Source organism: Nitratireductor sp. J20-h4 (assembly GCF_056780505.1).
Genome location: NZ_CM165557.1, coordinates 3,822,275 through 3,840,148, shown reverse-complemented (window position 1 = coordinate 3,840,148; position 17,874 = coordinate 3,822,275). Strand labels below are relative to the sequence as shown.

Sequence of the window (17,874 nt, the reverse complement as noted above, 5' to 3'; positions counted from 1 at the left end):
TGCACCGCCTGCTTCTGCCCCGACGCCGGGGCAAGGCGAGGCCGTGACGGGAGACAGAATGAGCGAAGCCGCGACCGCCCGCAGACTGAAGGACCACGCCGCGTCGCTGACGACGACGACGCGGTTTGTGCTCGCCACGCTGGCGCTGGCTTCAGGCGTCTACACCTATCTGGGCGTGCGCAGCCTTCTCGACGGTTCGGCGACGATCGTGTTTTTCGCCGCCATTATCTATTCGGCCGCGGTGTCCGTTGGTATTTACGGTTTCTGGACCTACCTGCTCAGGTTCCTGCCCGAAATGCGCGACGGCGTCTCGCGGCTGGTGCTGGTCGCTGTCATGGCGGTCGGGTCGGTGATGATCGTGGCGATGTCGTCCTGGCTCAACGCGGCCGCACTCGCCGGTTCGGCCGCGGTCGAGCAGCACCTGGCCGAGACGCTGGAGGACTACACCGGCGATCTCGACCAGGCCAACACCAACGCGCTTGGGGCGCTGTCGCTGCTGCCCGATATCCAGCGCGCCGGCGAGCGGTTTGCCAGGCTGGCCGGCGACGAGCGCGATTCGGGGGCGCTGACGGGCACGTCCGGCTCGGGAAGCGTGGTGCAGCTTCTGACCCAGATGGCCGCGCAGATGCGCGAGCTCGAGGCCAATATCCTCGCTTCGCGGGAGACGGTGGCGACACTTTTCAAGGAGGGGCAGACCCATCTGGCGGCGATGCGCGGGCTGGTTTCCGGATCGGGCCCGATCGCGCCGCGGTCGGACCGTTTCGCCGAGCAGGCCGTGGCGCTTGCCGGCGTGATCGCCGCACTCGAGCAGACATCGGTTGCGCCCTCGGTCCTGCGCGCGGCCGAGGATCTCTCGGTCGGCTTCATCGCGCCGGTGGCTGACGGGTCGACCGCCGACCTGGCCGGCCGGCAGGATGTCGTCATGGCGACGATCCGCTCCTCCGTCGAGGCGCAGTCGAAGGCGCTTTCGAAGGCCGCCGAACAGATTCTCGCCCAGCCCAAAGTGCCTGACCGGCGCTACGTGCCGCTGTCGTCGGCCGAGGCGGTGCTGCTTTACGGCGGCGACTTCGTTCCGAGCTGGGCAGGCGCGATCTCGATCGACCTGCTCCCCGCCGTGCTGGTGGCGATCATGGCTGTGGTGCAGGCGGCGGTGCGGCGCGGCGAGGAACAGATGGCCGATACTGACCGCATCACCGCGGCCGACATGCTGCGCTCGCTGGAAATCCACGAGGCGCTTCTGGCGCGCCGAGTCGCGGCTGCGTCGGTTTCTTCGGACGCGGTCGCGGCGGAAGCGCCTGAGACGGGCGGGACGGAACCGGCGGATGACGAAGACCGGCGCGGCGAGGAAAGGCCGGCGGGCGAGAACGTGACGCCGCTTTCGCTTTCCGAGCGCAAGAGGAGCGATCCGTGAGCCGCGCCGGCGACCTCTCTCTCGCTCGCAAGAATTCCGGACGCGCACAGGGTGCGTGGGCGGCGATAGGGCGTTATTTCGCACGTTTCGACGAGGGCGAGGTGATCCGCTGGGCGTTTCGCGGCCTGTTGATCGGCGCCGTCGGCGTGCTGGCAATGGATCTGCGCGACCTGATCAAGGCGCGGCGTCCGGGCGACGTGCCGCCCGCCGGCATCACGTCGCCGATCCTCCCGCCCGCGGTGGACACCGGCGATGGCGAGGGCGGCGCGGCTACGATCGATCCGCGCGACCAGGTGCTGGTTGACGAGGTTCGGCTGCGCCGGCCGATCAGCTTCACGCTCAAGCCAGGGGGCATGTTGGTAGCGGAAGGTTTTGTCGATGTCGGCGCAGCGACGCGTTTCGCCGCCGAGATCGAGATGCGCGGTGAATATGTGCGCGCGGTGCTGTTGAACTCGCCCGGCGGTTCCCTCGACGATGCGATCGCGATCGCCCGTCAGATCCGCAGCCGCGGGCTGGCGACGGGGGTTACGGACGGTGCCTTTTGCGCCTCGTCCTGCCCGCTGATGCTGGCCGGCGGGGTGACGCGGTCGGTCGGGGCCAAATCGGCGGTCGGGGTGCACCAGTTCTACGCCGTCGGCGAGATGCCTGCCGAACCGGCCCAGGCCATGTCCGATGCGCAGGCGACCACGGCGCGTATCTCACGTCTTCTGGACGAGATGGGCGTGGACCCGGCCCTGTGGCTGCATGCGCTCGATACACCGCCGCGCGCGCTCTACTATCTCAGCATGGACGAGATGCGCGGTTACGGCCTTGCGACCGGCACGGGCCCGGTTGCCGCCCGGTAGATCCGGAAGAACCTGTCAGCGTGCCGCGCGGTGCGTGCGGCGATCACCGTTATCGTAAACCAGCGTCGGCGCGACGCGCACGCAGTTGCGACCGCTGTTCTTGGCCTCGTAAAGCGCCAGATCGGCGCGCCGCAGCATGTCGGACAGCGTATCGTCGGCTTTCAGTTCAGCGATGCCGAAGCTGGCGGTGAAGCGCGCGGTTTCCGGCATGCCCTGGATCGCGAGTCCGGCAAAGGCACCGCGGATCGTTTCTGCGAACAGGCGCGCCGCGGCCACGTTGGCTCCCGGCAGCAGGATGGCGAACTCCTCGCCGCCGATGCGGCCTACGATGTGATTTTTCGCCTTCGCCTCGATCAGTTGCGTGGCGAATGCGCGAATGACGAGATCACCGCCGGGATGTCCGTAGCTGTCGTTGACCGCCTTGAAATGATCGAGGTCGCAGATGATGATCGAGGCCGGGATCCGGGTTTCGGCAGCCAGACGGGCCACCAGAGGCGCGCGCTCTTCGAAACCGCGGCGGTTGAGCAGGCCGGTTAGGGAATCGGTTTCGGATTTCGCGGTCGCGTCGATCAACAGGTCGCGCACCAGGATCACCGCCACCAGCAGGCCGGTCGCCACGATCAGCACCGCGCCCATGGATTGCGAGATCAGCGCATAGATGCTGTCGACATAGGTTTGAGGACGATCGCCGGGCCCGAAGGCGGCCGCAAAGAACGGCTTGGCCATGAAATGAAGCGCGCCCGCACCGAGCACGCCGGCCAGCGCAATATCGAGATAGCGCTTGCCCGGCACGCGTATCAGGCAAAACACAGCGCCGGCCTGTATGGCGAAATAGGGCAGTTGGTAAAGCAGCACACGCGCGAAGGAGTCGCGCGGCATGTCGTAGATGGCGAGATTGAGCGGCAGCGACACAAGAACCAGGATTGCCAGCAATCGCCAGGGGATGCGTATGTCGTATTTTTTCAGAATTCCGACATTGAACGCGACCAGAGCCGCGATCGACACGACGAAAGCTGAAAACACGACGAAGCGTGGGTTGTCGACGGCCGCGACCATCCATTCTACGCCGAAGTTTGCCATCCCCAGCACGAAACTGGCGGCGATCCAGCGCGCCGGAATGCGGACCTTGCTATAGATGCTGACCCATGCGAACGCGCCGGCAAACAGGCCGGCGACGAGGAGGTTGATCGCCAGAATATATCCGGCAGCACTCATATTCGGCTCCTGTTCGCGTGCCGGGCGACATTAGAGCAAGGGTTCGAAAAAGAGGTTAATGCCGACGAGACAAAAGCCTGCTTCCACATGTGACGGGGCCCGTTGCGTTTTTGGATGCAACGGGCTCCGACAAGGTGTCGATCAGACCGGACGGCGGGCGTTGAAACGATCCGGCTCCCCGATCGCCAAACGGATCAGCGACGAGCGAGCGTGCCCGGATTGGACATGCGTGGCAGGCGGCGCGTCTGCCTGCGTTCGACTGTTCCGCCGGTGCACTCGCCGTTTTCCTTGCAGTCGATGAAGCCGTTGTCGGTCACGCAGCCATAGCCGCCCTTCTTGGCATGCGTGCCATAGCCGATATTGTCGTCGTTTTTTTCGCACGCCGTGCGGACCTGATCGCGCGTCGCCTTGACTTTCCGGATTTTCATTTCCGCGAAAGACGGGCCGATCGATGTGGCGAGCAGGATCGCGGTAAGCGTCGATATCGTGGTTCTGGCAAGCATGGCGGTTTCCTCCACAAACACCGGCTGGCTGCGAGCCGGAATGGGGCGAAAATGGAGGAACGTGCCTGAAGCGAGTCTGACGACGCTGTTCATGGCCGCTTCATCTGTGCACTCAGCCTTGCCTGTCAGCTTGCTGATCGTCGTTCACGAAAGCGCCGAACAGACGTCGGATGCACCAGATTTGGGTGAGGACGACGAAAAACCAAGCGCCGATCTGCACAGCGGCCATCAGGCTCTGCGAGGCCGCCGGCTGAGGCGGGCGACCTCGCGATCGGTCGTGCGGGCGCTCAGCGCCAGTCGCGGATGTCGACGAAATGGCCGGCGATCGCCGCTGCCGCGGCCATGGCCGGCGAAACCAGATGGGTGCGGCCCTTGAAACCCTGGCGGCCTTCGAAATTGCGGTTCGAGGTCGAGGCGCAGCGCTCCTGCGGCTTGAGCCGGTCCTCGTTCATGGCCAGGCACATCGAACAGCCCGGCTCGCGCCAGTCGAAGCCGGCCGCCTTGAAGATCGCGTCCAGTCCCTCGGCCTCGGCCTGCGCCTTGACGAGGCCGGAGCCCGGCACGATCATGGCGTCGACGCGCTCGCTGACCGAGCGGCCCTCGACCACCTTGGCCACAGCGCGCAGGTCCTCGATGCGACCATTGGTGCACGAGCCGATGAAGACGCGGTCGAGCGCGATGTCGGTGATCTTCGTGCCCGGGGTCAGGCCCATATAGTCGAGCGCACGTTTCTTGGAATTGCGCTTGTTTTCGTCGGCGATCTCGTCGGGGTCCGGCACGACGCCGGTGACGGAGACGACGTCCTCGGGCGAGGATCCCCAGGTGACGATCGGCGGCAGATTGGCCGCGTCGAGCACCACCGTCCGGTCGAAATGGGCGCCCTCGTCGGTGCGCAGCGTTCTCCAGTATTCCATGGCCATGTCCCAGGCCTTGCCCTTCGGCGCGCGCGGCTTGCCTCTGACATAGTCGAACGTTGTCTCGTCGGGCGCGATCAGGCCGGCGCGGGCGCCGCCCTCGATCGACATGTTGCAGACCGTCATGCGTCCTTCCATCGACAGCGCGCGGATCGCCTCGCCGGCATATTCGATGACATGGCCGGTGCCGCCGGCCGTGCCGATCTCGCCGATGATGGCCAAAATGATGTCCTTGGCGGTGACGCCGTCGGGCAGTTGCCCGTCGACGCGCACCAGCATGTTCTTGGCCTTGTTCTGGATCAGCGTCTGGGTGGCGAGCACATGCTCGACTTCCGACGTGCCGATACCGTGCGCCAGCGCGCCGAAGGCGCCATGGGTCGAGGTGTGGCTGTCGCCGCAGACGATCGTCATGCCGGGCAGGGTGAAACCCTGCTCGGGGCCGACGATGTGGACGATGCCCTGGCGCAGATCGACCTCGTTGTAATAATCGATGCCGAAATCGGCGGCGTTCTTGGCCAGCGCCTCGACCTGGATGCGGCTTTCCGGATTGGCGATGCCGTGCGAGCGGTCGGTGGTCGGCACGTTGTGATCGACGACGGCGAGCGTCTTTTCGGGATGGCGGACCTGGCGACCGGCCAGTCTCAGGCCCTCGAAGGCCTGCGGGCTGGTGACCTCGTGAACGAGATGGCGGTCGATATAGAGAAGGCAGGTACCGTCGTCCTGACGGTCGACCAGGTGGTCGTCGAAGATTTTGTCGTAGAGGGTGCGGGGAGCGGTCATTGTCTTGCGTCCGTCGATAGGGGAGCTGGATGGGCCTGTGGCGCGCCGGTCGGGCGGCATTCAGGCGAGCCGGGTCGCCTTGGCGCCCGAAATCCGCGCGAAAAAACGCGCCGGCAGGCGCTTTCTGTCCTGCAGGGCAAAGCGCTTATAGGCCGGATTGCCGAACAATTCTTCCATGGCGTGGCTCATACCAGCAAAGACGCAGGGCGGCAATCTTGGGGGCGGGCCGAGCGAAACGGGGCGTTGGCCGGCTTCCGCACCGAGGTTTGGGGGCGGGCGTCGTCGGCCGCACCGCCGTTCTTCGCCGCCTTACGCCCGGCGTTGCGTGGGCGCGCTCCGCTACCGGAACAACAAGATCGGGATCTTGCAGGCGCGGATCATTTCCGTGGTGGTGGAGCCGATAATCATCGAGCGGATGCGCGAATGGCCATAGGCGCCCATCACCAGGAGGTCGATGCCGTCCTTTTCGACCGCCTCGGCGATCGCCTTGTCCGGCTGGCCCTGGACCAGCCGGGAGGTGGCCTGGCGGCCGGCCGCTTTCAGCACGGCCTCGGCGTCGGCAAGCCTGCGGCGGTGTTCGGCGGTGTCGGCGCCGACGGCGAGAAGGCGGATGTCGAGCGCTGAAAACAGCGCCGAGCGGGCGATGTGATCCACCGCGCGGCCGATGCTGGGCCCGCCATCATGGGCGATCAGCACCTTTTCGACCGGACGCCAGGCGCGCGCGGCGACATAGATCGGACGCGTGGCGGAGCGGACGATGCGTTCCAGATTGGAGCCGAGATGCAGCTTGGCGAAGTCGGCGCCCTCGCCGCGTTTGCCGATCACGATCATGTCGGCCTGTTTTTCGGCCTCGGCCACCGTTTCCAGGAGATCGCCATTGCGCAGGCGCATGCTCGCCTCGACGCCGGCTTCAGCCAGCATTGCCTGTGCGTCCTCGAGTATGGCGCGGCCGCGCTTCTGGGCCAGCCGCGCGCGCTCCTCGTCGAGGCTGCTGAGCTCGGCCAGAAGGCTCGACCGGGCTCCAAGCGCGATCGTGCCCGAAAGGTCGGACGAGGCCGTTTCGCGTCGGCCGAGCACATGAACCAGTTCCACCGTCGCATCGGTGCTCCCGGCGATCCAGGCGGCGTTCTCGCATACGCTTTTCGAGTAGGTCGAGCCGTCGACAAGCGCGATGATCCTAGCCGTCATTTTCTTCTCCTGACCGAAACCTAGCCGTAGACGGTGCTAATGCGCCATGAGTTTGTCGAGCGCGCCCGGCTTGTCGTGGATGGCGAGGCGGTCGACCAGCGTCTCGCTGGCCTCGTTCATGCCGACGATCTCGACATCGGCGCCGTCGCGGCGGAATTTCAGCACCGCCATGTCGAGGGCGCTGACGCTGGAAATGTCCCAGATATGGGCGCGCGATACGTCGATCGTTACCTTTTCCAAGGTCTCCTTGAAGTCGAAGGCGGCCATGAAATCCTCGGCCGAGGCGAAAAAGAGCTGACCTTCCACCACATAGGCGCGGTGGCGTCCGTCGGCGCTCAGCGTTGACGATACGCGGAAGAGCTGGGCGATCTTCCAGGCGAAGAAGATGCCGGACAACAGCACGCCGACCAGCACGCCGATCGCGAGATTGTGGGTGAACACCACGCAGATCACCGTCGCCAGCATGACGATCGAAGACGAGCGCGGATGGTCCTTCAGGTTCTTGACCGACGACCACGAGAACGTGCCGATCGACACCATGATCATGATCGCGACCAGCGCCGGCATCGGAATCCGGCTGACGAGGTCGCCAAGCACCAGAATCATGAACAACAACAGCACGCCGGCGGCGAAGGTCGACAACCTGCCGCGCCCGCCCGACTTCACGTTGATGATCGACTGGCCGATCATGGCGCAGCCGGCCATGCCGCCGATGAAGCCGGTGGCGGTGTTGGCGATGCCCTGGCCGATGCATTCCTGGTCGCGGTCGGACGTCGTGTCGGTCAGATCGTCGACGATCTGCGACGTCATCAGCGATTCCAAAAGCCCGACCACCGCGACCGCGGCCGAATAGGGCAGGATGATCAGCAGCGTCTCGAGGGTAAGCGGAATATCGGGGATCAGGAAGACCGGCAGTGTCGACGGCAGCTCGCCCATGTCGCCGACCGTGCGCACGTCGAGGCCGAAGACGATCGCGATCGTCGTCAGGACGACGATGCACACAAGGGGCGAGGGCACGGCTCTGGTCAGGTATGGAAACAGGTAGATGATGCCAAGGCCGGCGGCGACCATCACATAGGTCAGCCAGGGAACCCCGATCAGTTCGGGGAGCTGGGCCATGAAGATCAGAATGGCGAGCGCGTTGACGAAGCCGGTCATCACCGAGCGCGAGACGAAGCGCATCACCTGGCCGAGCTTCAACAGCCCGGCGCCGATCTGTAGCAGTCCGGCAAGCACCGTCGCGGCGAGCAGATATTGCAGGCCGTGGTCGCGCACCAGGGTGACCATCAGCACGGCGGTGGCGGCGGTCGCGGCCGAAATCATGCCCGGCCGGCCGCCGACGAAGGCGATCAGAACCGCGATCGAGAATGAGGCGTAGAGGCCGATTTTCGGATCGACCCCGGCGATGATGGAAAAGGCGATGGCTTCGGGGATCAGCGCGAGCGCGACGACGAGGCCGGCGAGAAGATCGGCGCGGATGTTGGAAAACCATTGCGCGCGATAGGCGTAGAATGAGGGCATCGGGGTCCAGGAAGTCAAAAACCAAACCGCGGCCCGACAGGGCAGGACCGCAAAGAAAGACGGTATGGGTGTAGTTGTCCGACGGGTCGGCGGCCGGAAGAGCCACCCGGGATTGCACCGGGTCCGAATGAATGCTCTTCCCTAGACCGTGGCGTGCTGCGGCGCAACATCGGGCTTCGCGTCGCCCCATTTAACCTGCGCCAGGCTCCGGCGTCAGGCTGCTTCCTGCTCGACGCATATCTGGCCGGATTCGGCATCCGACAGGGATTCGTCGAGTAGACGGCAGAGATGCAGGTCGGGTCCGCGCTCGTCTTTGCCGAAATGGCGGCAAGCGCGGCAAAGCCCGAAGGGCCGCCCACCGCCATCGGCGATCAGCCCGGCAAGTAGAGCCTGGAGGCTGTCCCCAAGCGCTGCCGCGCGCGCCGGCGCCAGACGTGCGAGCGCACGGCGCAATGTCTCGATCCGGTCGCCGTCCAGCATGACGTGACCAGCCGGCGTCAGCTCCAGTCGCACCGAGCGGCGGTCGCCGGGATGCGGCGATTTCTCCACCAGGCCGGCGCGCTCGAGCGCGATCACGGTCTGCGATACCGTACCCTTGGTCGCGCCGAGATAGGCGGTCAGCGCGCCTGGCGTGCGCGAGAAGCGATTGGCTCTGGCCAGATAGCGCAGGGCATCCCATTGCGCCGGTTTCATGCCGTGCGCGTGCCCGGTCTGGCCGATCAGCCGGGTGAGCCGTTCCATCAGCTCCAGGGTGCGGTGCGTTTCCGTCATCGTCAAGATGGTATCGTAACGAAACCACTATTGCAAGTCGGCCGAAGCCATGGTAGCGCCTATTTGGTATCGTTTCGATACTAACTAGGAGGATCATATGACCAGATTCGTTTTCGCCGCCCTGCTTGCCGCCGGCACGGCGCTGCCCGCGCTTGCGCACGACATCAAAAGCCCGGTCGACGCCACCGTACCGCCGGCCTTCGACATCGTTGTGTCGTCGGCCACGACCGATGGCCGGCTGGCGACCTTCATGATGGAGCTGGCAGGCGAGGCGGGGTCGCAAAAGCCAGAAGCGGTCGGACAGCTCAAGGGCGCCAAGGTCGCCGCCTATGTGTGGCCGACCGGGCTCGATCCGGCCGTTGCGGGCTTTGCGGCCGGTTCGGGAATTCTCGCCCTCGCCGTCACCGCGCATCCCGATTTCGACGACACGCCGCTGTTCGACGAAAACGGCGACGGCGATCCGGCTAATGACGGCGCGGACTGGCATTCGCATTGGGTGGTGCTTGCCGAGGACAAGGCCTGCGTCGCGGGGCTGAAGGTGCGCGATGTCTCGCCCGGCGTCGACCTGTTGCCGGCAACCGCGCCGATGTTGCCGCTCGCTCTCGACAGCCCAGGCATGTCGCCGCGGCTCGACGGCAAGCGGGTGGAGATCACCGTGCCGGTCGCCGATGGCGAAACCGTCTCGTTCGACGCGGTCACGTCCGAACTGACCGTCAACGAGACAGGCCAGGCGCCGCTTCTGTGCGTGACCGGGGTCTACGACGTCGCGTCCGGCGACCTGTCGCAGCCGGGCGTCATCATGCGCAAGGAGTAATGTGCCAGCCGGCGCGGCAGGGAGGCGGGCTGCCGGTCATTCGCCGCCGCCGGTGTCGGTTTTCGCGCGCCGTTCCACGAGCCGCAGCGCGGCCAGGACGATGACGGCGAGCAGGGTCGCGACAAGCGCGATCTGCCAGAAGCCGAGACCGCAGGCGAGGCCGACCGCCCCGCCCAGCCACATGCCGGCGCCCGTGGTTAGGCCATGCACCTCGCCACGGGCGAAGACGATGAGGCCGGCGGCGAGAAAGGCGACGCCGGCCGTGACCGCCTCGACAAGCCTGACCGGATCGATGCGGATGGCGTCGTCCTCGAAGGCGGGCAGGTGGGTGATCTCGATGGTAAGCACGGCGATCGTCGCCGCAGACAGGCAGATGAGGATATGGGTGCGCAGCCCGGCCGGCCGGTTGCGCCATTCGCGTTCGAAGCCGACGACGCCGCCGAGCGTTGCGGCGAGCAGTAACCGGGCCGCGACCACCTCGGAGGGAAGCCAGCTCGCGCGGCCGAAATCGGTGAAAAATGGTTCCATGACGCGCCTCGTGCGGTAAACGCCGGGACGCCGGAAAGGTTGCCGGTGCGTATCTGGCCGGTCAGGTACGCCTGAAAACGAAGGTCTTGACGAACACGTCCGGCTCGGCCACGGCGAAGGCGCGGAAGGGTGGGCTTTCCTCGACCGGGCGCCAGATACCGGCCTGTTCAAGGCGGTCGAAACGGTCCTGGAAGCCGGCCTCGGCGATCAGCCTGTCGCGTACGGTGAACATGACGTGCCCGCCGGAACGGGTGATGCGGGCCATCTCGTCCAATCCGCTCGCCGGCGCGTGACCGGCGGTGAAGACGCCGGCGGCGATCACGGCGCGGAAATGGCCGTCCGGCCACGGCAGCGCCTCGCCGAGCGCGGCCTTTTTCAGCCTCCCGTAGACCTGCCGTGACGCAGCGATCGCCAGCATCTCGTCGGACAGGTCGAGCCCTTCCAACTGGTCGTAGCCGAGCGCCTTCAGGAACGGCCCGGAGAGCCCGGTGCCGCAGCCGGCGTCGAGGATCGGCCCTTCGCCGGCCGGAACGTGGCGGGCAAGCCAACTCGTGATCAGGAAGGGCAGGCAATAACCGAGCTCGGCCGTCTCGCGGTCGTAGCCGGCAGCCCAGGCCGCATAGGCGTCGGCGAGTTCGGTTTCGGTCGTGGCCGCATAGACCTGGTCGAGCGGGCGCGGGGCGGATGTGGCATGTTCGGACATGGCGTCATGGTACCGTCATGCGCCGCCTGACGCCAGCCGCGTCTCGTCGGCGGCGTGGCGCGGCCAGGGCGATCGAAACCGGTTTTGTTGCGATGCTGCGGTCTTGGGCGCGTCAGCGCGATCGCTGCGCCTCGCCTTGGCGCAGGCGTTTTTCCAGCGCGCGCAGCGCCAGTGACAGGCTGACGGTGAGGATCAGATAGATATAGGCGACGATCGAATAGGTCTCGAAAAAGCGGAAGGAGCCGGAGGCGTAGATCTTGCCCATCTGGGTGATGTCGGCGACGCCGAGCACCGAGACCAGCGAGGAATCCTTGACCATGGCGACGAAATCATTGCCGAGCGGCGGCAGGATGATGCGGATCGCCTGCGGCAGGATGATCAGCCGAAAGCGCTGAAAGCGCGACAGGCCGAGCGCCTTGGCCGCCTCGATCTGGCCGCCGTCGACGGACTGGATGCCGGCGCGGAACACTTCCGAGATGAAGGCCGAATAGCCGATGGTGAGCGCGATGATGGCGCGCCACAGGAGCGAGACGTCGCGAACCAGAAGCGGTTCCAGCATGCCCGCATCCCGCAGCGGCGCGGTCGCCAGGTTCCACAACGCCACGAAGGCCGGCACGCCGGCGAAGGCGATCCAGAACAAGAGCACCAGCACCGGCACGCCGCGAATGATCTCGACATAGAAACGGGCGATCTGGCGCAGCACCACGGAGCCCGACAGCGCCATCAGCGCCGTGCCGAGCCCGATCAGCGAGGCGAACGCAAAGGCGACACCGGTCACGAAAACGGTGATCGTGACGCCCTTCGACACGGTGGCGAAGACCTGGGAGTAGAGGTCGCTGGCGGCGATGAGGATGGCGATCGTCGCCGCGATGATGGCGGCGACGACCAGCCACCAGGGAAATTCCCCGGTCGACGAAGCGGAGGGCTGGTTCATCAGGCTGTGGTGCTTTCAAGCAGGCGGCCGTGTCCGCGCTTGGCGCGGCCACGGCGGCGGCTGGGCGTCACTGCCCCAGCTTGTAGTCGAGGAACCATTTCTTGTTGAGGGCGTCGATGGTGCCGTCGGCCTTCATCGCCGCGATCACGGCGTTGAAAGGCTCGACCAGATCGGAGCCCTTCGGGAAGATGAAGCCGAAATCCTCCGAGCCGAGCGGGCCGCCGATCACCTTCAGCTTGCCGTCCGAGGCGGCGACATAGCCATTGGCGGCGACACCGTCGGTGAGCACGAGGTCGACATCGCCGGCGCGCAGCGCCTGCACGGTTGCGCCGAACGTCTCGAACAGCTTGATGCGCGGATTGGCCTCGTCGCCGTCGAGAACGTCGTAGACGGAGACGTAAAACGGCGTGGTGCCGGGCTGCGCGGCGATCAAAAGATCGTCCTTGGCCGCGAATTCTTTCTCGTCGGCGAACCGTTCCTCGTCGGCGCGCACCAGCATGCGCATCTCTGAATGCATGTAGGGGGCGGAGAAGTCGACCTTCTCCTTGCGGTCGTCGCGGATCGTGATGCCGGTCATGCCGAGATCGTACTGGCTGTCGGAAACGGCCTGGATCATCGCATCCCAGCTGGTGTTTTGATATTCGACGGCAATATTCAGCCGCTTGGCCATTTCGGCCATGGCGTCATATTCCCACCCGATCTGCTCGCCGGTCTTGGGATCGATGAACTGCAGCGGCGGGTAGGCGTTTTCCGTCACCACCACGACCGTGCGGCCGCCGAGATCGGGAACGTCCTGCGCCTGGGCGGCAAGCGGGACGAAGACGAGGGCGGCAAGTGCCGCGAACGTTGACAGCAATTTCGACATCTGGAGCTCCTGGGGGCAGCGTCCCGGCCGTCGCGACCGGTTCGGGCGGCAGTTTAGCGACCGGACGCCGGCACGCAAGGCGTGTGGCTTTCCGTCAACGTGAAACCGTGTTTGGGGAAGCATGAAATGGATTCGCTTCAATCCGGTCCCGAAAGGTTTTAGCGTGGCGGCATGACCTATCCGCTGTCACCCATTTTCACCCGCACCGTACCCGACGGCGACACGCATGAGCGCGCCGTTTGCGAGACCTGCGGGTTCGTCAACTACGAAAACCCGAAGATCGTCGTCGGTTCGGTGGTCCGCCATGACGGCAAGCTGTTGTTGTGCCGACGGGCGATCGAGCCGCGCCGCGGTTTCTGGACCGTGCCGGCCGGCTTCCTGGAACTGCACGAAACGCCCGAGGACGGCGCGCGCCGCGAGGCGCTGGAAGAAGCCAATGCCCGGCTGTCGATCGAGAGCCTGCTGGCGGTCTATTCCGTGCCGAGACTGTCGCAAGTACAGCTCATCTACCAGGCAGGCCTCGCCCGGCCGGGCTTTTCGGCCGGCGAGGAGAGCCTGGAGGTCGGGCTATTTTCCTGGGACGAGATTCCCTGGGACGAGATTGCGTTTCCGAGCGTTCACTGGATGCTGGCGCACGAGCGACAGGTGCAGGACGGCGGTGGCGGCGCGCCGTTTTCCAATCCCGACGAGGGATGATTCTTCTCAGGCCCGGAGCCCGGAGCGCAAAATGACAAACAACGATATCCGGGCCGATTTCGAACGTCAGGCGGCAGGATGCGCGACGCTCGGCTCGCCGTTTACGGCGCGGCTGTGCCGGGCCCTGGCCGCGATCCTCGATCGCTCCAGCGTGACCGGTCTGGCGGTTCTGGAATGGGACGGCGATCCACGCGCCGACGCGGTTGCGCTCAGGCTGTGCGGCGGGCTGCACGCACTGGTCCTGGTGGGCGAGGACGACGCCCTGGCCGGGCTCTATCCGCCGGCGCGGGTGGCGGAGCCGACTTTCCGCGCCGAGCTCGACGCCGCGATCCGGCGCAATGACGAGGCGCTGTTGCGCGCGCTCGACAGCGCGCCGCAAACCAACGAAATCGCCCGCGCCGGCATGATCTTGCCGGGCCTTCTCGCCGCTGCGCGGGAACTCGACCGGCCGATCTCTCTGGCAGAGATCGGTTCGAGCGCGGGGCTCAATCTGTTGTTCGACCGGTTCCACTACGATTACGGCGGATCGTGCTGGGGCGAAACCACCTCGCCGGTGCGGCTCCAACCGGAGGTTCGCGGCAAGGCGCCACCGCTCGATGGAGTCGTCGAGATCGTCGCGCGCAACGGCAATGACATCCGCCCGATCGACTGCCACGATCCGGCACAGAGGCTGCGGCTGCGCTCCTATGTGTGGCCCGATCAGCAGGCGCGGCTGCAACGCCTCGACGCTGCGATCGGCCTTGCCGGGACGACGCCGTTTTCAGTACAGCAGGCCGACGCGGCCGATTTCGTGGACCGCCGGCTTTCGGCGCGAGAACCGGGAACGGCGTTGGTGCTGTTTCACACCATCATGTGGCAATATCTGCCGGCCGCGACCAAGGCGAGGATCGAGGCGGCGCTTGACACGGCGGGTGACGCGGCAGGCCCGGACAATCCGATCGCGCGGTTGGCGATGGAGCCGATCGATACCAGCGATCCGCACGCGACGCTGAGCCTGACGGTGTGGCCGGGCGGCGAGGGGCGCCATCTCGCCCATTGCGACTATCACGGCCGCTGGATCGAATGGCTCTGAGCGCGCGGGGCAGAGGTCACCACATCGTCTTGCGGTATCCCTCCTCCAGGGTCCGGTCGGTATGGTCGGCCGGTGTGGTCATGGCGAGCTGATCCGTCAGGATCTGGCCGAGCGTCGGCATGGCGCTACGCGCCGGCCAGGATTGCGGGTCCCAGAGCGCGGAGCGCATGAACGCCTTGGCGCAGTGCATGTAGCAGGCCTCGACCGACACGATCATCACCGTGGCCGGCTTCTTGCCATCGACGGCAAGAAGCTCTCTGAGCGCCTCGTCGGCGGTGATGCGCGCGCTCCCGTTGACCCGCAAGGTCTCGTTCATGCCGGGGATCAGGAACAGCAGGCCGACGGCGGGGTTGGCGATCAGATTTTCCAGCGTGTCGAGCCGGTTGTTGCCGGGCCGGTCGGGAATGGCGAGCGTGGTCTCGTCGAGAACGGCCACGAAACCCGGCCGGTCGCCTTTCGGCGTGACGTCGCCATTGCCCGCGCCGTCCGACGAGCCGATCAGCATGAACGGGCTTTTTTCGATGAAGGCGCGGCAATGTCCGTCGAGCGCGTTCAACTCCTTGCGGACCGCCCGGTCGCTGGGCGCCCTGTAATGATCGCGCAATTCCTCACGGGTCTCGATGAAACGCATCGCCTACTCCTTGCGAAACCGGTCGTCGAGCGAGTGGCGCATGATTAGCGGCATCTGGCTGAAGGTGAAGATGAGCGTGATCGGCATGATGCCCCAGACCTTGAACGCCACCCATATGTCGGTGGAAAAAGACCGCCAGACGATCTCGTTGACAAGGGCCAGGAAGACAAAGAACAGACCCCAGCGGAAGGTGAGCTTGCGCCAGCCCTCCGCGTCGAGCCTGAAAGCCTGATCGAAGACGTAACCGAGCAGGGAACGACCGAACAGCAGGCCGCCGAGAAGGACGGCGGCGAACAGCGAATTGACGATGGTCGGCTTCATCTTGATGAAGGTGTCGTCCTGCAGCCACAGCGTCAGCGCGCCGAAAACGAATACCACCACACCCGAGATCAGCGGCATGATCGGCAGCGTGCGCACCAGAAGCCAGGACACACCGAGCGACAGCGCCGTGGCGATCATGAACAGGCCGGTGGCGATGAAGATCGGTCCGCCGAACGCGGCCAGGGCCGGAAAGAGCTCGGCCAGCCATTCGCCGCGCGCATTGGCGAAGAAGAAGACCACCAGCGGGCCCAGCTCCAGCACCAGTTTCAGGAGCGGGTTCATCGGTTTGCGCTTTGGGTCGTCGGGTTCGCGTTCGAAAATCTGTTGGTTCATGTCGCTCACGCCACGCCCGCGATCGCCTTGGCGAAATCGCCGGCCGAGAAGGGTTCGAGGTCGTCGACCTGTTCGCCGACGCCGATGAAATAGACGGGCAGCTTGTGCTTCGCCGCGATGCCGACCAAGATGCCGCCGCGCGCGGTGCCGTCAAGCTTGGTCATCACCAGGCCGTTGACACCGGCGATATTGCGGAAGATCTCGACCTGGTTGAGCGCGTTTTGGCCGGTTGTCGCATCCACGGTCTGCAGCACGGTATGCGGGGCCTCGGGATCGAGCTTGCCGAGCACGCGGACGATCTTTTCCAGTTCGGCCATCAGTTCGGCCTTGTTCTGCAGCCGACCGGCGGTGTCGATGATCAGCACGTCGGAGCCGGCCTCCTTTGCTTTCTCGAAGGCATCGTAAGCCAGCCCTGCCGCGTCGGCGCCGAGCCTGGAGGCGACGACCGGCGAATTGGTGCGCTCGCCCCAGATCTTGAGCTGCTCGATCGCTGCGGCGCGGAACGTGTCGCCGGCCGCCAGCATGACGTCGAGCCCGCCGGCGGTCAGCTTGGCGGCGAGCTTGCCGATCGTGGTCGTCTTGCCGGTGCCGTTGACCCCGACGACAAGCACCACATGCGGCTTGTGCGACAGGTCGAGCTCGAGCGGCAGCGCCACCGGCGTCAGAACCTTTTCGATCTCGCTCGCCATTACCGCGCGCACTTCCTCTTCCGACACGTCGCGGCCGTACCGGCCCGAAGCCAGCGTATCGGTGATGCGGATCGCCGTTTCCATGCCGAGATCGGCCTGGATCAGGACGTCCTCGAGATCCTGCAGCGCGTCATCGTCGAGCTTGCGCTTGGTAAACACGCCGGCGATGTTGCCGGTGAGCTCGCGCGAGGAGCGCGCCAGCCCCTGGCGCAGACGCTGGAACCAGCTCGACCTGGCCGCCGCCTCGGGCGGCGCGGGTTCGTCGGCGCGTTTGGCCTCGACGGATTTTGCCACCGTAACCTTGCCGACCGGTGCGGTGGGCTTCGGGCTCGGCGGGGATTGCGGCGCGGTCGGTTGATCGGCATCCGACTCGGTTTGCGTCGGCTCGGGCTGGCCGGGCGACGCGTCAGGCGCGATGTCGGGCGTAGCCGGTTCCGGTGGCGTCGTCGCCTCCGGGGCGGCCGCGGCAGGCTCCGGTTCGGATGGCGTGACGGGCTTGTCGCCGGCCAGCCGTTCAGCCGGTCGCGGAGCGATGGGGTCGTCTTGCGGCTTTTCGGTCGAGACGGGCCGGTCAGCCTTCTTGGCTGAGGCCCTGGGCCTGGCCGGCGCGGCGGCCGCCGGTTGGGGGGCAATCGGTTCGGAGCCGTCGCTTGGCGAGGGTGCGGCCGTTTCCCGCGTATCGCTCGTGTCGTCGGCGGTCGTGGGGCTCCGCGGCTCCGCGTCAATGGTCTCTTCGGCGGGTTCGTCTTCCGGTGTCTGCGGTGCAGGCGGGTCGACCGGCTTGGCGTCCGGGTGCTCCGGGGCCGATAAGGGCGCATCGGATTCTTCGCCGTCCTGATCCGGCGCCCTGGCCGTGATCTTCTCGATGTCCGACGGCCGGGCCTCCGGCCCATCGTCCCTGCGGTGCTCGGTTCCGGCTTCGTCGTCCGGCTCGGGCCGGACGGGGTCTTGGTCCGCGGGTTCGGGGGCTGCCGGCTCGAGGGTTTCGGTCGCCCCGGCCGGCGTGACCGCCGCGTCTTGGGCCGCAGGCGCCGCATCGTCCGGCTGCGCCGTCTCAGGCAGCGGCGCGCCGTCCTCGTCGCGGTCCTCGACCTTCTTGCGACCGAAGGAAAAGACCTTCTTGATGAATCCGAATGCCAT

Annotated in this window: 18 protein-coding genes and 1 other annotated feature; of the genes, 5 read left to right on the top strand and 13 right to left on the bottom strand. The window is 66.1% G+C overall.

Annotation, left to right across the window (positions count from 1 at the left end; all coding sequences use genetic code 11):
* Positions 1 to 58: 58 nt before the first annotated feature.
* A complete protein-coding gene (locus ACT2B0_RS18445; RefSeq protein ID WP_473459789.1) occupies positions 59 to 1,411 on the top strand; it encodes a hypothetical protein in 1,353 nt (450 codons plus the stop codon).
* Positions 1,408 to 2,256: a COG3904 family protein gene (locus ACT2B0_RS18440; RefSeq protein ID WP_473459788.1), complete on the top strand. Its 849-nt coding sequence runs from the start codon at positions 1,408 to 1,410 to the stop codon at positions 2,254 to 2,256. The genes ACT2B0_RS18445 and ACT2B0_RS18440 overlap by 4 nt, the downstream gene beginning before the upstream one ends.
* A 15-nt stretch (positions 2,257 to 2,271) precedes the next feature.
* On the opposite strand, the gene ACT2B0_RS18435 is transcribed toward ACT2B0_RS18440, so the two are convergent.
* From ACT2B0_RS18435 to ACT2B0_RS18410, 6 genes are all read right to left on the bottom strand, one after another.
* Positions 2,272 to 3,471, bottom strand: a complete 1,200-nt coding sequence (locus ACT2B0_RS18435) for a GGDEF domain-containing protein (RefSeq protein WP_473459787.1) — start codon at positions 3,469 to 3,471, stop codon at positions 2,272 to 2,274.
* A gap of 194 nt (positions 3,472 to 3,665) precedes the next feature.
* Positions 3,666 to 3,974, bottom strand: a complete 309-nt coding sequence (locus ACT2B0_RS18430; protein WP_473459786.1) for a hypothetical protein — start codon at positions 3,972 to 3,974, stop codon at positions 3,666 to 3,668.
* Positions 3,975 to 4,261: 287 nt separating this feature from the next.
* Complete coding sequence (leuC, locus tag ACT2B0_RS18425) at positions 4,262 to 5,668, bottom strand: 3-isopropylmalate dehydratase large subunit (protein WP_473459785.1); 1,407 nt, start codon at positions 5,666 to 5,668, stop codon at positions 4,262 to 4,264.
* Between the two features lie 339 nt (positions 5,669 to 6,007).
* Complete coding sequence (locus ACT2B0_RS18420) at positions 6,008 to 6,856, bottom strand: universal stress protein (RefSeq protein WP_473459784.1); 849 nt, start codon at positions 6,854 to 6,856, stop codon at positions 6,008 to 6,010.
* 36 nt (positions 6,857 to 6,892) lie between these two features.
* On the bottom strand, positions 6,893 to 8,377 hold the full coding sequence (locus ACT2B0_RS18415) for a SulP family inorganic anion transporter (RefSeq protein ID WP_473459783.1): 1,485 nt from the start codon (positions 8,375 to 8,377) through the stop codon (positions 6,893 to 6,895).
* Positions 8,378 to 8,449: 72 nt separating this feature from the next.
* Positions 8,450 to 8,505, bottom strand: a sequence feature (sul1 is cis-regulatory element that is thought to sense ions involved in sulfur or methionine metabolism; They are found in Alphaproteobacteria).
* Between the two features lie 85 nt (positions 8,506 to 8,590).
* A complete protein-coding gene (locus ACT2B0_RS18410; protein ID WP_473459782.1) occupies positions 8,591 to 9,148 on the bottom strand; it encodes a MarR family winged helix-turn-helix transcriptional regulator in 558 nt (185 codons plus the stop codon).
* A 97-nt stretch (positions 9,149 to 9,245) separates the two neighbouring features.
* Here ACT2B0_RS18410 and ACT2B0_RS18405 point away from each other — a divergent pair, with 97 nt between their 5' ends.
* A complete protein-coding gene (locus tag ACT2B0_RS18405; protein ID WP_473459781.1) occupies positions 9,246 to 9,962 on the top strand; it encodes a hypothetical protein in 717 nt (238 codons plus the stop codon).
* A gap of 36 nt (positions 9,963 to 9,998) precedes the next feature.
* Here the strand turns inward: ACT2B0_RS18405 and ACT2B0_RS18400 are convergent, their stop codons facing one another.
* The 4 genes from ACT2B0_RS18400 to ACT2B0_RS18385 all read right to left on the bottom strand — a co-directional run bounded on the left by ACT2B0_RS18400 (position 9,999) and on the right by ACT2B0_RS18385 (position 12,992).
* Positions 9,999 to 10,490 (bottom strand): MgtC/SapB family protein, encoded by a 492-nt coding sequence (locus tag ACT2B0_RS18400; protein ID WP_473459780.1) that lies wholly within the window; start codon positions 10,488 to 10,490, stop codon positions 9,999 to 10,001.
* A 61-nt stretch (positions 10,491 to 10,551) separates the two neighbouring features.
* Entirely contained in the window at positions 10,552 to 11,193 is a 642-nt protein-coding gene (locus ACT2B0_RS18395) for a class I SAM-dependent DNA methyltransferase (RefSeq protein ID WP_473459779.1), read from the bottom strand.
* Between the two features lie 112 nt (positions 11,194 to 11,305).
* A complete protein-coding gene (locus ACT2B0_RS18390) occupies positions 11,306 to 12,127 on the bottom strand; it encodes an amino acid ABC transporter permease (RefSeq protein WP_473459778.1) in 822 nt (273 codons plus the stop codon).
* A gap of 67 nt (positions 12,128 to 12,194) precedes the next feature.
* The gene (locus tag ACT2B0_RS18385) at positions 12,195 to 12,992 is read right to left on the bottom strand and encodes a transporter substrate-binding domain-containing protein (RefSeq protein ID WP_473459777.1); all 798 of its coding nucleotides are present in this window, start codon (positions 12,990 to 12,992) and stop codon (positions 12,195 to 12,197) included.
* Between the two features lie 171 nt (positions 12,993 to 13,163).
* On the opposite strand from ACT2B0_RS18385, the gene ACT2B0_RS18380 reads away from it, so the two are divergent.
* Together ACT2B0_RS18380 and ACT2B0_RS18375 are read left to right on the top strand one after the other, a co-directional pair.
* Positions 13,164 to 13,688 carry an NUDIX hydrolase gene (locus tag ACT2B0_RS18380; RefSeq protein ID WP_473459776.1) on the top strand — a complete coding sequence of 175 codons (525 nt, stop codon included), beginning with the start codon at positions 13,164 to 13,166 and terminating at the stop codon, positions 13,686 to 13,688.
* 31 nt (positions 13,689 to 13,719) lie between these two features.
* Positions 13,720 to 14,760, top strand: coding sequence for a DUF2332 domain-containing protein (locus ACT2B0_RS18375; protein ID WP_473459775.1), 1,041 nt, complete (start codon positions 13,720 to 13,722; stop codon positions 14,758 to 14,760).
* A gap of 16 nt (positions 14,761 to 14,776) precedes the next feature.
* Here ACT2B0_RS18375 and ACT2B0_RS18370 read toward each other — a convergent pair whose 3' ends face one another.
* The 3 genes from ACT2B0_RS18370 to ftsY are packed head-to-tail and all read right to left on the bottom strand — an operon-like array spanning position 14,777 to position 17,874.
* A complete protein-coding gene (locus tag ACT2B0_RS18370; RefSeq protein WP_473459774.1) occupies positions 14,777 to 15,391 on the bottom strand; it encodes a pyridoxamine 5'-phosphate oxidase family protein in 615 nt (204 codons plus the stop codon).
* A gap of 3 nt (positions 15,392 to 15,394) precedes the next feature.
* On the bottom strand, positions 15,395 to 16,045 hold the full coding sequence (locus tag ACT2B0_RS18365; protein WP_473459773.1) for a septation protein A: 651 nt from the start codon (positions 16,043 to 16,045) through the stop codon (positions 15,395 to 15,397).
* Between the two features lie 5 nt (positions 16,046 to 16,050).
* Positions 16,051 to 17,874, bottom strand: a complete 1,824-nt coding sequence (gene ftsY, locus ACT2B0_RS18360; RefSeq protein WP_473459772.1) for a signal recognition particle-docking protein FtsY — start codon at positions 17,872 to 17,874, stop codon at positions 16,051 to 16,053.

Excerpts from the sequence above, each read along its gene's own strand:
- ftsY (WP_473459772.1), bottom strand. The coding sequence starts at position 17,874 with ATGGCATTCGGATTCATCAAGAAGGTCTTTTCCTTCGGTCGCAAGAAG.
- ACT2B0_RS18365 (WP_473459773.1), bottom strand. The coding sequence starts at position 16,045 with ATGAACCAACAGATTTTCGAACGCGAACCCGACGACCCAAAGCGCAAA.
- ACT2B0_RS18405 (WP_473459781.1), top strand. The coding sequence starts at position 9,246 with ATGACCAGATTCGTTTTCGCCGCCCTGCTTGCCGCCGGCACGGCGCTG.
- leuC (WP_473459785.1), bottom strand. The coding sequence starts at position 5,668 with ATGACCGCTCCCCGCACCCTCTACGACAAAATCTTCGACGACCACCTG.
- ACT2B0_RS18400 (WP_473459780.1), bottom strand. The coding sequence starts at position 10,490 with ATGGAACCATTTTTCACCGATTTCGGCCGCGCGAGCTGGCTTCCCTCC.
- ACT2B0_RS18415 (WP_473459783.1), bottom strand. The coding sequence starts at position 8,377 with ATGCCCTCATTCTACGCCTATCGCGCGCAATGGTTTTCCAACATCCGC.
- ACT2B0_RS18410 (WP_473459782.1), bottom strand. The coding sequence starts at position 9,148 with ATGACGGAAACGCACCGCACCCTGGAGCTGATGGAACGGCTCACCCGG.
- ACT2B0_RS18390 (WP_473459778.1), bottom strand. The coding sequence starts at position 12,127 with ATGAACCAGCCCTCCGCTTCGTCGACCGGGGAATTTCCCTGGTGGCTG.
- ACT2B0_RS18420 (WP_473459784.1), bottom strand. The coding sequence starts at position 6,856 with ATGACGGCTAGGATCATCGCGCTTGTCGACGGCTCGACCTACTCGAAA.
- ACT2B0_RS18395 (WP_473459779.1), bottom strand. The coding sequence starts at position 11,193 with ATGTCCGAACATGCCACATCCGCCCCGCGCCCGCTCGACCAGGTCTAT.
- ACT2B0_RS18435 (WP_473459787.1), bottom strand. The coding sequence starts at position 3,471 with ATGAGTGCTGCCGGATATATTCTGGCGATCAACCTCCTCGTCGCCGGC.
- ACT2B0_RS18380 (WP_473459776.1), top strand. The coding sequence starts at position 13,164 with ATGACCTATCCGCTGTCACCCATTTTCACCCGCACCGTACCCGACGGC.
- ACT2B0_RS18370 (WP_473459774.1), bottom strand. The coding sequence starts at position 15,391 with ATGCGTTTCATCGAGACCCGTGAGGAATTGCGCGATCATTACAGGGCG.
- ACT2B0_RS18445 (WP_473459789.1), top strand. The coding sequence starts at position 59 with ATGAGCGAAGCCGCGACCGCCCGCAGACTGAAGGACCACGCCGCGTCG.
- ACT2B0_RS18375 (WP_473459775.1), top strand. The coding sequence starts at position 13,720 with ATGACAAACAACGATATCCGGGCCGATTTCGAACGTCAGGCGGCAGGA.
- ACT2B0_RS18385 (WP_473459777.1), bottom strand. The coding sequence starts at position 12,992 with ATGTCGAAATTGCTGTCAACGTTCGCGGCACTTGCCGCCCTCGTCTTC.
- ACT2B0_RS18430 (WP_473459786.1), bottom strand. The coding sequence starts at position 3,974 with ATGCTTGCCAGAACCACGATATCGACGCTTACCGCGATCCTGCTCGCC.